Raw genomic sequence first — 12,475 nt, 5'->3', positions numbered from 1 at the left:
GACGCTGGGGTAGCTCCACGGGGCGGTCCCCCGTCCGGCAGCGCGCGGACCTGCGGGATGTGCAGTAAAAACGCCCGGCAGCTTCCCCGGCTTTCTCCGCAGGGATGGGGTACCCGAGAGGACCCGGGGCATAAAGCGAGACAGGAGCCCGGGGGCTACCCGGGACGACCCCGGGAGCGCACCGGGCGGCGGGGCTCCGTCTATCTCGGCGATAACCTCCTCCACGACCCCCTCGAGGAGAGGACGCAACGGCGACTCGAAGAAGGGCTACGCCGATGAGGGCCCATTAAAGGCCGCGGCTCCGTCGAGCGCGAGGGAGCTCAATTCCGGGGAACGCAGGATGCGCTCCCTCGCCTGTACGGCCACGGCGCGGGCCCGGTAGTCTTCGGGCACCATCAGCGCGGAAACGCTCGCTCCGGCAGACACCCCGCTAGGCATAGGCACCCCGTGAGGCGCCCCAGCGGGCGGTGTGGGGGCAAGGCCCTGTTCCGACTCCCGCGGAGGAATCTGCGCCCTCACGCGCGGCGGGTCAGCGAGTAGGGTGCGCGGCGGGTCAGCGAGTAGGGTGCGCTGCGGGTTCTGTAGCTGGTCGGTGGTCTTCATGGCTTCATCACACCACGAGAGGAAAACCCCCAAATATAGAACAATCGTTCTGTGGATAATTCCGGCTTAAACCCCGCAAAATCCGTTATCCACAGGGCATTTTTGCCTCTTCTCAGCCGCTCAGCCCCCGTTCCGACGGCTTTATGACGAAACGCGAAAACCGCACGACCTCAGAGTCGTCCGCCCCAAAACTCGCTTACTCCAAAACTCACCCGCTTCAAGACCCGCCCCCCGTTTCGCACGGCACCCCTGTCTCACACGGCATCCCGGCCTCGCACAGCGCCCCCAGCCTCGCACAACCCCTTCAGCCGCTCAGCCGCTCCTGCTATCCACAGGTTCGACGCCCCGTCACGGCCCGTGCCCGGTCGTCACCGATAATGGAACTATGTACATCCTCCTCAGCCCCGCCACCGGTGCGGACATCACGGCCCGCACCGGCACCGCGAATCAGCCCGTCACCGCCCGCATTGCGGCGGGCGTGCCCGTGCGCGGCCGGGCGGAGAGCCCGGTGACGTCCTGGGGAGCTTTCCACTACGAAGACCCCACCGCCGAGCAGCTGGCCGACCCTTCCTTCATTCCGCAGATTCTGCGCGCAGACCGGGTCAGCGCCGCAAACCTGGCGGCCTACGTGCGCGAGGTTGAGCGGAGGGCCGAGCAGTCCCCGGACCGCCGCCCCCCGCGCTGGATCTGGGCCGATACCCGCCACATCGCACCCCTGCTATTGCGGCGCGGGGTGCGCGTGCACCAGTGCTACGATCTGCGGCTCGTGCAGCGTATTCTGCGGACCGCAGCCACGCATCCCAGCCGCTTTGTCAGCTACGAAACCGAGCTGGACCTCTCGGAGCTCACCGAGGCTCTAGAGCCCCAGGGATACCTGCCGGTGGCCCGCCAAATTCAGGGGCAGGAGGAACTATTCGGCGCGGATTTCCTGAGCGGTGCCGCTCAGAAGAACGCCGGTTCAGCCGGTGCTTCCGCAAAGAATCCCGCGCAGGCCTCGGGGACCCACGATCTTCTTGAGCCAGCGCCTCACGAGCCCTTCGAGGCACAGCTTTCGGCCGGGCCCGTCCGTCTTTTGCCGGAACACCCCGTCGTGCGCGCCCTCATGGGCGAATGGCTGGCCCAGGCGCGGGCCATCAGCTCCTCGAAGCATCCCGAACGTCTGCGATTGCTGGCGGCGGCCGAATCGGCGGGCGCCCTCGTCGCTGCCGAAATCGGGTACTACGGCATCCCCTTTAACGTGAGGGCTCACCACGAACACCTGCAGGAACTACTGGGCCCCCGGCCCGAGCCCGGCCAACGCCCACAAAAGATGCAGGAGCTGGTCGAAGAGATCCAGCGTATGCTGTTCATGCCCACGCTTAACCCCGACTCACCGCAGGAGCTTCTGCACGCCCTGCAGTCGGCGGGTGCCTCGGTGACGTCGACCCGGTCCTGGGAGCTCAAGAGCTGGGCGAAGGCCGTGCCCTCGCAGCGGCAGAAGCGGCAGGCCCTCATTGAACCGATTCTGCGCTACAAGAAGCTGTACCGCATCTGGACCGCCAACGGCTGGACGTGGTCCGACACCTGGGTTTCTGAGGGCGCTTTCCGCCCGCACCTCGAGGTGGGCGGGGCCGCGACCGGGCGCTGGGGCGCTTCGGGCGGCGGTGCCCTGCAGCTTCCCGCCGAGATTCGGCAGGCAATTCAGGCCCCCGAGGGGCAGATTCTGACGGTGACGGACGGCTCGCAGATTGAGCCGCGCATCCTGGCGGCCCTCAGCCGGGATGAGGCGCTTGCATCGGCTGGACGAGGGGCCGACCTGTACGCCGGCATCGCCGAGTTGGCTCGTCTCAAGGGCGTGGGTCTGACGGAGCGCGCCCACGCCAAGGTGGGCATGCTCGCCATCATGTACGGCGGACGCAGCGGCGAGATTGGGGCGCTTCTTCCGCACGTTGCGGCCCTCTTCCCGCAGGCCATGGAGTTCACGGAGCGGGCGGCGCGCATCGGTGAGGCGGGCGGTCAGGTGACGACTTTTCTGGGGCGCACTTCACCACCGGTGAGCGATCGTTTTCGCGAGATTGTGGCGGATCGTTCCTCGCCGGCGGCCGAATCGCATGCGGTGTCGACCGCGCGTGCTCACGGCCGCATGACCCGCAACTTTATTGTTCAGGGAACCGCCGCGGAGTGGGCGCTGTGCTGGATGGGTTCGGTGCGCACCCGCCTGCTGACGGAGACGATTTTCGGCATGCCCATGCGCACCCGCATCGTCTATTTTCTGCACGATGAGCTGCTGCTGTGCGGCCCGGAGCTGGAGGCCGAGCGCGTGGCTCGCATCGTGCGCGAGTGTGCGGCGGAGGCGGCGCGTCTGCTTTTCGGCAGGGTCCCGGTGGATTTTCCCGTCTCGGTGCACCACGTGCACGATTACTCCGAAGGTAAATAACCCGCGGCGGGCTGTGCGGGCCGCCGCGGGGTGGGGCCGCGTTCGTTTCCACCGGCTGGCTCCACCGGCTGGCCGGCACGCCATACGGCCGGTAGATTTAGGGCTCGTACCCGGGTGCTGGACGTAGATCGTTGCGGTTCCAGGGCACGGTCCAGCCAAGCGAGTCGAAGATGCGGTCCAGCAAAATCGCGGTGAATCCCCACACCGTGAACTCCTCACCGCCGGGCATGCGCACGTCGAAGGCGGGGGTGCGGTGCGAGGTGCGGCCGCGTTTGATGTAGGCGGTGTGCCGGTTGGCGGGGTTGAGCAGATCGCGCACCGGAACCCGCGCGATGAGGGCCGATTCGTTGCGGTCGACCACGCTGACAGGCACGGGGCTGTTCCACCAACCGATGACGGGGGTGACCATGAAGTCGCTGATGGGAAGCGGCAGGGTGCGTAGCTGGCCGAGGACCTGCACGCCGGCGGGGTCCAGGCCGGTCTCCTCCACGGCCTCGCGCAGTGCGGCGATGTGTGCGACCGGTTCGCCCGTGGACTCGGCGAGCGCGTAGTCTTCGGGGTCGATTTTCCCGCCGGGGAAGGCGGGCTGACCGGCGTGCGCGCGCAGTGTTGCGGCGCGCACGAGCAGAAGCATGTCCAGGTCGGCACCCACGTTCTCGGGGCATCCTTCGAATTCGCCCGTGGAGGGCGAGTCATCGAGCACGCCGAAGAGAATCAGCACGGCGGCCTCCTTGCTCAGGGGGCTGGCGGGGGCGCTGCGTAGCAGGGCGTCCACGTCAAATTCGACCCCGCCGCTGGCGAGGGCCTCGAGAAGGTCACGGGCAGGGTGCTCGGTTCCGCTGGTCACGGTCATAGTTGGCTGCTCTCCGCATCGTATGCAGGCGTGGGGTTGTGCTCGTCCATGGCTCGCGCTATCCGTGCGGGCCGTCTACGGCGATTTCACCAGTGTACGGCAGGGGCCGGCTAGGCGCTGAGCGGGTACCCCTCGGCCTGTAGCTGGCGGCGGGTTGCGCCCTGCAGAAAGCGAAGGTGCAGGTCCTCGCGGCCGGGGGCCATTTCGTATTTCATGAGCTTGCGGGCCTTCTGCTCGTTGGTCTCGCCGATGCCGTAAGAGGGGCAGAGATCTGCAACCGGGCATACGCCGCAGGCGGGCTTCTTGGCGTGGCAGATGCGGCGGCCGTGGTAGACCATGCGGTGCGAGAAGATGGTCCAGTCCTTGCGTTCGATGAGCTCTGCAACGTCCTTTTCGACCGCTTCGGGGGCCTCGGCGGTGGTGAATCCCATGCGGCGGGCCAGGCGGCCAAAGTGCGTGTCGACGGTCAGTCCGGGCACGCCGAAGGCGTTGCCGAGCACCACATTTGCGGTTTTGCGGCCGACTCCGGCGAGCTTGACGAGCTCCTCGAGGGTGGAGGGCACCTGCCCGCCGTGCTCCTCGACGAGCTGGCGCGAGAGGTTCACGATGGAGCGTGCCTTGGCGCGGTAGAAGCCGAGGGACTGGATGTAGGGCTCGACCTCCTCGTAGCGTGCGGAGGCGAGCGCGGTGGCATCCGGGTAGCGGGCGAAGAGCGCACCGGTCACGGAGTTGACGCGCACGTCGGTGGTCTGCGCCGAGAGCACGGTGGCGATGAGTAGCTCGAAGGGGGTGTCGAAGTCGAGTTCGGCGACCGCGTAGGGGTAGGTTTCACCCAGGATACGGTTGATTTTGCGGGCGCGGCGCACCGTGGAGAGGTGGCTTTCGGGTGCGCGGGCCTTGAGCCGGCGTGCGGCCGCGGCGGCTTTGAACTCTGGGACGACGCGAATCTGCAGGAGTGATTCGGTGTTGTCTGCCGCAGTGTCTTGGGCCGGGGTGTTCTGTGCGGCCGTTGCGGGGTGGGTGGCGTTCTCGGTCATAGCGTGAGGGTACCGGGCTTTGGGGTGCGGACGGTAGCGAGGTTCACCGTAGTTGGCCCCCCGTCTTCTATACCGCGTCATTTTCTGGGCAGTTCGCGTTGGCTCGTACTGTGCGGGTGCCTGCTGTGCCACACTGGTTCTATGTCAGATACGATTTTTGTGCTTAACGGCCCGAACTTGAACCTGCTCGGGCAGCGCCGCCCCGAGGTGTACGGCTACACGACCCTGCACGATATTGAGCGTTCGGTGCGTGAGCGTGCCGCCGCCCACGGTTTCGACGTTGAATTCATGCAGTCCAACCACGAGGGTGTTCTGGTGGACGAGATTCAGCGTGCCCGCACGCGCGGGGCCGCCATCATTATCAATCCGGCGGCGTACACGCATACCTCCGTGGCGCTTCACGACGCTCTGGAGGCGGCGGAGCTTCCGGTGGTTGAGGTGCACCTGTCGAACGTTCACCGCCGTGAGGAGTTCCGTCACCGTTCCTTCGTATCCCCGCAGGCCACCGCGGTGATTGCCGGTGCCGGCGCTTACGGTTACGTCATGGCGGTTGATTTCCTGGCGCAGCATCTGGCGGAATAGCCCAGCGCAGCGCCTCGCTGAGTAACTTGCCCTCCCCCTTTCGTTAAATAGTTCAGGCTCCCGTTCCTCGTGTGAGGGCGGGAGCCTGATCTGTTGTGCCACTGTTCCGCGGCTCGACACTAGCTACTTACGGCAGGATCCAGTGGAGACCGCGGCGGTGTTGTTACCGCCCTCGGCCAGGGCCTGCTTGAGGGTGGTCGCGGTGATGGCGTAGCCGGTCTGGCCGGTGGTTGCCTTACCGAAAATCACGCCAACCACGTTGCCGTTCTCGTCGAGGACGGGACCACCGGAGTTGCCGTGCTGAACGTCGGCTGCCAGCTGGTAGACCTGGCGCATGGCGTTGGCTCGGCCGGTGTCGGCGTCGATGGTCTGGGTGTTGCCGATGCCCTGCACGGTGGCGGGCAGTGCCTTGAACGGGCCGCCCTTGGGGTAGCCCATGAAGGTCACGAGGCTACCCGCGGAGGCGTTCTTGCCGATGGTGAGCGGCTTCAGGGGAAGCTTCGGCACGCTGATGAATGCGAGGTCCTGTTCGCTATCCATGTAGACCACGGTGCCGGGCCAGGTGCGTCCGCGGGAGTCCTGCACGACCGGTGAGGTCACGCCGGCAACCACGTGGGCGTTGGTGACGACCAGGCCCGTGTCGGCCACGAAGCCGGAGCCGGTGGAGGTGTAGCCGCACTGCTCTGCGGCGCCCAGGATCTCCACGACGGAGGCGCTGGCGGCGTCAAGCGCATCGGACTCAACGCTCTGGGTCGGGGCGGATGCTTCGGGGGCGATGAGCTCGCTGACCTCGGGAATGGAGGTGGAGGCGAGCACGTTGTTACGGACCGAGTCGATCTGGTCTTTAAGGGCGTCGGGGGTGCTGGTGACCATCCAGGTCAGGGTCTTGGACTGGCTGAGCGCAGTGTTCAGCTGCGGGATGGGCACGGTGCGCATCGAAATGGTCAGCACGACCAGCACGAGGGCGCAGGCGGCGAGGTTGAGCACGCCGCCGAAGAATCGTTCGATGCCCTTCAGCGGGGTAACGTCGGTGACCTTCCGGATGGTACGTCCGGCGACGATGCCCAGCCACTGCCCGATGGTCAGGCAGAGGATGAGCACGCCAACCGCGGTAATGAGGCTCCACTGGGTCCCGACGGAGGCGACGGCCAGGGGCACGAGCCAGGCAGCGGCGCAAACGCCCAGGCCGAGGCCAAGGAAGGTGCCGAGGGTCGTGAAGAAGCCGCTACGGATTCCGGCGAGGAAGTAGAGCAGTAGAAGAATGGGGATGACGATATCAAGGGGGTTAATGTCAGCCATTTTGACGGGGCCTCCTTGGGGGTGGGTAGAAATGATCAGGGATGCACCTACGATATGCGGCCCGTCGGTGGGCACACCCAATGGACCGATAGTAGACCCATAAGCTGTGCTAAACCTTAGAATTTGCCGGGAATGAAAAACTTTTGTTGTAAAGCTCCGGATTCTGAGTGCTTAAACCAAAATTTTAGGGTACGCTCTTATCAGTTGAATATGTCACACCCGCTTGAGCCGTCTCACACTTCAGTTGTGAGATACTTTACATAGGTTCAGGCTCACTCACTGCACATCACGGGCTTCGGCTCTTCACCTCATATCTAGGAGAACTTCATGGATCTCGAGATCCTCCGTCGCACCCCTCTTTTTGCGAACCTTGACGACGCAGCATTTGCCCTGCTGACCGATGACATTCAGGAGATTGATCTCTCCCGTAACGCCGTCCTCTTCTACGAGGGTGACCAGGACGATCAGCTCTTTGCCGTGCTCTCCGGCAAGGTGAAGCTGGGTCGCACCGCCGCCGATGGCCGCGAGAACATGGTCGCCATCATGGGCCCCGGCGATGTGTTCGGCGAGATGGCTCTCTTCGATCCTTCGCCCCGTTCGACCAACGCGGTGGCTGTTTCCGAGACCCGCCTGGCAGCTATTAAGCACGAGTCCTTCAAACGTGCCCAGCAGCTCGACCCCTCGATTTCCGACCAGGTTATCAAGACCCTGGCTCGTCGCCTACGCCACGCTAACGAGGCCCTGGCTGATCTAGTCTTCTCCGATGTTCCCGGCCGCCTGGCCAAGGCTCTGCTGGATTTGGCCGACCGCTTCGGCCGCCCCGCAACCGACGGTGTGCTCGTTGCACACGAGCTGACCCAGGAAGAGCTGGCACAGCTGGTTGGCGCATCCCGCGAGACCGTGAACAAGGCTCTGGCCGAGTTTGTTTCCCGCGGCTGGATTCGTCTGGAAGCACGCGCCGTGGTCATCCTCGACCTGCCCCGCCTGCGCCAGCGTTCCCGCTAGGCGGTAGCGGCATAACCGCTATCATTCTTCGACCTTGCGGTCTTTCATCCCGGCTCTGCCAGGCAGGATGAGTGCCGCAACGTTACGCTTTACATACGGCAGGAGCCGCCTCCTTTGCATGGGGAGGCGGCTCCTGCCGTTAATTTATGCGTTGAGCGGTGCGGCCGAGGCGACCTGGGCCTCGGTAACGGTCGGTCTGAGAGTGTGCATGCCCAGCGTGCGCAGGCCCGAGGCTATGCGACGCGTCCGTCCAGCTCGCTTCCGGTCTGGGGCACCGCGCCCAGGCCTCCGGTGAAGACCGGCCCGGTCGGAGCGGGAGGCTCCACCTCGGTGAAGGAGAGCATGCAAGCGCCGTTATGGCTCACGAGCACGGCCTTGCGCACCTCGATGCGGCGGCGCTTCGACAGCCACGCCACCGAGGTTTGGGCCCTCGCGAGGGATTCCAGCATGCACATGACGCCGGGGGTCACGAGCTCTTCCAGGCGGCGACCCACAGTATTGGGCTGGCCGATGCGGTCGCCCAGCTCGCTCGTGTCGCGCGCTTCCAGAAGCTCACGAACGTTCAGCCAATCACCCCACACACCCTTGCCGAGCAACAGCTTCGGGTCCTGCCCCACCGGCAGAGCGGTGGTGAAGTAGGCGATGTCGTAGCGCTTGAGGAAGAAGTCCGGGGACTGCCAGCGCGCCACGGGGCGCAGCAGGTCAGCGCGAATACTGAGCCCGCTCGAAGACAGGAAGTGCGCGAAGCTCTTGTCCTGATCGGCCACTGCCTCGCGCCAGGTCATCAGCTCGGGGGTGCTGGAGCGTTCCACGACGTCCTGTTCATCCTCGCCGGCAAGCAGAATACCCGTCTCCTCGAAGGATTCGCGCACGGCGGCCATGACGCTGCGGCGTGCTTTCGTCACGTCGGAGTAGTGAAATTGCTTCTGCCAGTATTCGGCGCCGGGGCCCACCCAGGAGGCGGATTCGTCGTCACCGGGGAGCGCGGTACCGCCGGGGAAGGCCACCACGCCCAGCGGTGAAGTGCCCGGGCGGTAGGTCAAGATGGTCTCCAAACCGTTGTCGCCGTCGCGCACAAAGATGACGGAGGCCGCCTGGCGCATCGTGCAACCGGGGGTTCCCTCGTTACCCTCTTCGCACCAGCTTTCCGCGGCGGCCCGCATGAACTCCGGGATCACGTAGAGGCGCTGAATGGCCTCGGTGCGGGGTGCGGGCGAGGAGTTGCGGCCCGTGAACATGCGGGGACGTTCGGGCTCGGCAGGTACCTCCGCAGTGCCGAATCGGCGCTCCTGCACTGGCAGGGGCAGCGTCTTCACGTCGTGGGCGCCGCCGGGAGTCTCAACCTGGCGACCTTCCTGAGAGGCGCGCTGCGCCTGGGCCGCGCGGATAGCCGACAGCGGCAGTGCGCCGGTGTACAGCTGATTAGACATATTCAACAATAATCTCGACCTCGACGGGCGAATCCAGGGGCAGCACGGGCACGCCCACGGCGGAACGGGCGTGCTGGCCAGCCTCGCCGAAAATCTCGCCGAGCAGCTCGGAGGCACCGTTGATTACGGCCGGCTGAGCGGTGAAGTTCACCTCGGAGGCCACGAAGCCCACAACCTTTACGACGCGCTGAACGCGGTCCAGGTCACCAATCACGGACTTAACGGTGGCCAGGGCGTTCAGCACGCTGATGCCCGCGTACTTCTTCGCATCCTCAGGGTTCACGAAGCCCTCTTCACCGGAGCCGGAGACCTTACCGGTGGCGGGCAGAACGCCGTCGACGAAGGGCAGTTGGCCGGAGGTGTACACGTAGGAGCCGGAGGTCACCGCGGGAACGTAGGCGGCGACGGGGGCGGGTGCGACGGGCAGCTCGTAGCCGAGTTCGCGGATGCGGGCTTCGATGCGAGATTCAGTCATGATTACTCCAGAAGGATTGCGGGTGTTCACACCCGGACGGTGATGAGATGTGTGCGTTGCGTGCCGTTATACAGTTCTTTCCACGGGTCCGCGGTGTACCCTTCACTTTTCGAAGGGTTAAACGGCTAACCGGCGGCCCGCCTCAGCTATTCCCAATTGCAGCCACGTTTTCGGCGCGGAGCGAAGATAGCTGGGGGAGCCGCCGGAGGGGCGACGTTTAGTCGGCCTTCTCGCGCTTAAAGTAGGCGATGGGGTTACCCTGAGTGGGCGCGACCATGTTCGATGCGGGGGCTGCGCCGGCGGGTGCGGAGGCACCGGGGAGCACGGTGACGAGCTCCCAGCCGTCCTCGCCCCAGTTATCGAGGATTGCCTTGGTCGTGTGGATCATCAGCGGTACAGTTGCGTATTCCCATTTCTTCATACCCTCTAGCCTAGCTTTCGGGGCCCTACTTGTAAAAGGGATTGTCACATTGTGTTTTTCACGTGCTGCGCCTCCCTTTCCGCGTCTCCGGCGGCTATCTAGCGGTCGGAAAACCCGAGTGAGCGCCTCAACCGAGGTTCTCTCCAGAGAGGGCTTCCTCTCACAGCTTCATGGGTTAAACTGAATGAATGGCTTCATCTAAGAAAACCCGTGCGCGTCGCCGCCCGGGAGATTTTTTGCAGTTCCTCGCGTTCAGCGTGATTGCCGGTTTCCTCGCGGCAATCATTGTCGTGCCTCCGGCCGTGAGTGCCGGCATGGTCGCGAACGCATCGATGTCATGGTTCCAGGACCTCCCCGAAGATATTGCGGAAGGTCCCTTCTCGCGTCCCTCGACGATTTACGCTGCGGACGGCACCACCGAAATCGCGACCTTCTTCGACGAGAACCGCGACCCGGTCAAGCTGGACCAGATTTCTCAGCACATGAAGGACGCCATCGTTTCGGTTGAGGACCGCGACTTCTACAAGCACGGTGCGGTCTCCGCGATCGGTATTGGCCGTGCGTTCCTCAACAACATCGTTAACTCCAATAGCGGCCGCCGCCAGGGTGCTTCCACCCTGACCCAGCAGTACGTCAACAACCTGATCGTGGACGCCGCGGTGTCCCGCGGTGAGGACGCTACCGCGACCCTCAACGGTAACAAGACGTACGCTGCAAAGATTCGCGAGATGAAGCTTGCGATTTCGATGGAGCAGAACAAGTCCAAGGATGAAATCCTTGAGGGCTACCTGAACATCGTGAACCTGGGTGGTTCCAACTACGGTGTCGAAGCTGCCGCACAGTACTACTGGGGCATCTCCGCTAAGGACCTGAACGTGGCCCAGTCCGCGCTTCTTGCCGGTCTGGTGCAGGCACCGAACGTGTACGACCCGACCGTGAACCCCGAACTCGCCCGTGAACGCCGCGACGTGGTGCTTGGCACCATGCTGCGCGACGGCAAGATTTCCGATAAGGAATACAGCGAGGCTATCGCCAGCGATATTAAGCTCGACGTCCACCCCAAGTCGCAGGGTTGCTCCCTGAGCGGCGATAAGGCCTTCTTCTGCCGCTACGTGGTGAACTACCTGCTGCAGGACGAAAGCTTGGGCGCTACCGCCGAGCTGCGCAACACCGCGATTAAGCGCGGCGGTCTGAAGATTGTGACCACCCTGAACCCCGAGGCTCAGACCGTGGCCAAGCAGGCTGTGGACTCCACCCAGCCGGCCGCCACCAACTGGAACGACGTGAACTCCGCGCTGACCAGTGTCGAGCCGGGTACCGGTCGCGTGATTGCCATGGCTCAGAACACCGAGCTCGGTACCCCCGCCGACGCGAACGACCACTCCAAGACCGAGTACAACTACAACGTTGACGCGGCCTACGGCGGTACCAGCGGCTTCCAGCCCGGTTCGACCTTCAAGCCGATTATTCTGGCTCAGTGGCTGATTTCCGGCCGCGGTGCTAACGGTACCGTGAACGGTACCCAGCTGTTCTGGCCCACCAGCTTCGGCTGGAACGCCCGTTGCTACGACGGCGGCAAGTACTACTACACCGGCCAGGCAAACGGCTGGTCCTACAAGAACGCGTTCAACGGTGGCCTAGGCTACAACACCGCGGCGTACGGTATCCGCCAGTCGCTGAACTCGTACCTGTACGGCATGCTCTCCCAGCTGGACCTGTGCGATGTGCACGACCTGTCCATCAAGATGCACGCGCTGGACGGTACCGGCGAGCCGCTGCACAGCATCCCCGACCTGGGTACCAACATTGGTGGTACCAAGTACGGTATCTCCCCGCTGACCAGCGCTTCGATGTACGCGATCTTCGCTTCCGAAGGTAAGTACTGCACCCCGCGCCCCGTTGATAAAATCCTAAAGAACAACGGCGACACCATGAAGGAATACCAGAATCAGTGCGAGCAGGTTCTGGACCCGGATATCGCAAACGGTGTCAGCTGGGTTCTGAAGGGCGTTATCCAGCCTGGCGGTTCTGCTTCTCAGCGCGGTATCGGCCTGCCGAACGGTTCGGCTGCGAAGACCGGTACGAACGATAACTCCTCGCAGACCTGGCAGGTGGGTTACACCCGCGGCCTGGCCACCGCATCGTGGGTTGGTTCGAACAACCTCGGTTTCCGCTCTCTGAACGGTGTGGGCATTAACGGTCGCGTGCTGAACTACGTGGATGGTGCAACCTACGCTGGTGCCCAGTGGCAGACCTTCATGAAGGCCATCGCCCCGAAGTACGATACGAAGGACTTCACCATCCCCAGCGATAAGGTTCTGTCTTATAACTCCAACCCCAGCTAAGGCTGAGGT

Annotated in this window: 11 protein-coding genes; 4 read left to right on the top strand and 7 right to left on the bottom strand. The window is 64.3% G+C overall.

The annotated features are described in order from the left end of the window. Nucleotides 1–267 precede the first annotated feature (267 nt). Entirely contained in the window at nt 268–603 is a 336-nt protein-coding gene (locus HMPREF2674_RS09460; RefSeq protein WP_070824534.1) for a hypothetical protein, read from the bottom strand. Nucleotides 604–988: 385 nt separating this feature from the next. Here HMPREF2674_RS09460 and HMPREF2674_RS00400 point away from each other — a divergent pair, with 385 nt between their 5' ends. Beyond that, complete coding sequence (locus HMPREF2674_RS00400) at nt 989–3,019, top strand: bifunctional 3'-5' exonuclease/DNA polymerase (protein ID WP_070824533.1); 2,031 nt, start codon at nt 989–991, stop codon at nt 3,017–3,019. 97 nt (nt 3,020–3,116) lie between these two features. Here HMPREF2674_RS00400 and HMPREF2674_RS00395 read toward each other — a convergent pair whose 3' ends face one another. Both HMPREF2674_RS00395 and nth read right to left on the bottom strand, forming a co-directional pair. Next, a complete protein-coding gene (locus tag HMPREF2674_RS00395; protein ID WP_049343195.1) occupies nt 3,117–3,872 on the bottom strand; it encodes an NUDIX hydrolase in 756 nt (251 codons plus the stop codon). 110 nt (nt 3,873–3,982) lie between these two features. After that, complete coding sequence (nth, locus tag HMPREF2674_RS00390; RefSeq protein WP_049343194.1) at nt 3,983–4,909, bottom strand: endonuclease III; 927 nt, start codon at nt 4,907–4,909, stop codon at nt 3,983–3,985. Nucleotides 4,910–5,050: 141 nt separating this feature from the next. On the opposite strand from nth, the gene aroQ reads away from it, so the two are divergent. After that, nucleotides 5,051–5,491, top strand: a complete 441-nt coding sequence (gene aroQ, locus HMPREF2674_RS00385) for a type II 3-dehydroquinate dehydratase (RefSeq protein WP_049343193.1) — start codon at nt 5,051–5,053, stop codon at nt 5,489–5,491. Nucleotides 5,492–5,614: 123 nt separating this feature from the next. On the opposite strand, the gene HMPREF2674_RS00380 is transcribed toward aroQ, so the two are convergent. Further along, nucleotides 5,615–6,790: a MarP family serine protease gene (locus HMPREF2674_RS00380; RefSeq protein ID WP_049331646.1), complete on the bottom strand. Its 1,176-nt coding sequence runs from the start codon at nt 6,788–6,790 to the stop codon at nt 5,615–5,617. A gap of 327 nt (nt 6,791–7,117) precedes the next feature. Between HMPREF2674_RS00380 and HMPREF2674_RS00375 the strand changes: the two genes are divergently transcribed. Then, nucleotides 7,118–7,795 carry a Crp/Fnr family transcriptional regulator gene (locus HMPREF2674_RS00375; protein WP_005504653.1) on the top strand — a complete coding sequence of 226 codons (678 nt, stop codon included), beginning with the start codon at nt 7,118–7,120 and terminating at the stop codon, nt 7,793–7,795. Between the two features lie 233 nt (nt 7,796–8,028). Here HMPREF2674_RS00375 and HMPREF2674_RS00370 read toward each other — a convergent pair whose 3' ends face one another. The 3 genes from HMPREF2674_RS00370 to HMPREF2674_RS00360 all read right to left on the bottom strand — a co-directional run bounded on the left by HMPREF2674_RS00370 (nt 8,029) and on the right by HMPREF2674_RS00360 (nt 10,121). Next, the gene (locus tag HMPREF2674_RS00370; RefSeq protein WP_070649920.1) at nt 8,029–9,225 is read right to left on the bottom strand and encodes an NUDIX hydrolase; all 1,197 of its coding nucleotides are present in this window, start codon (nt 9,223–9,225) and stop codon (nt 8,029–8,031) included. Continuing rightward, entirely contained in the window at nt 9,218–9,700 is a 483-nt protein-coding gene (locus HMPREF2674_RS00365) for a RidA family protein (RefSeq protein ID WP_049343191.1), read from the bottom strand. The genes HMPREF2674_RS00370 and HMPREF2674_RS00365 overlap by 8 nt, the downstream gene beginning before the upstream one ends. Nucleotides 9,701–9,917: 217 nt before the next feature. Then, nucleotides 9,918–10,121: a hypothetical protein gene (locus HMPREF2674_RS00360; protein WP_049331637.1), complete on the bottom strand. Its 204-nt coding sequence runs from the start codon at nt 10,119–10,121 to the stop codon at nt 9,918–9,920. A gap of 188 nt (nt 10,122–10,309) precedes the next feature. On the opposite strand from HMPREF2674_RS00360, the gene HMPREF2674_RS00355 reads away from it, so the two are divergent. Beyond that, complete coding sequence (locus HMPREF2674_RS00355; protein ID WP_049331635.1) at nt 10,310–12,466, top strand: transglycosylase domain-containing protein; 2,157 nt, start codon at nt 10,310–10,312, stop codon at nt 12,464–12,466. The last annotated feature ends 9 nt before the right edge of the window (nt 12,467–12,475 follow it).

Source organism: Rothia sp. HMSC062F03, assembly GCF_001836905.1.
GTDB lineage: Bacteria > Actinomycetota > Actinomycetes > Actinomycetales > Micrococcaceae > Rothia > Rothia mucilaginosa_A.
This window is presented reverse-complemented; position numbering and strand designations above follow the sequence as displayed.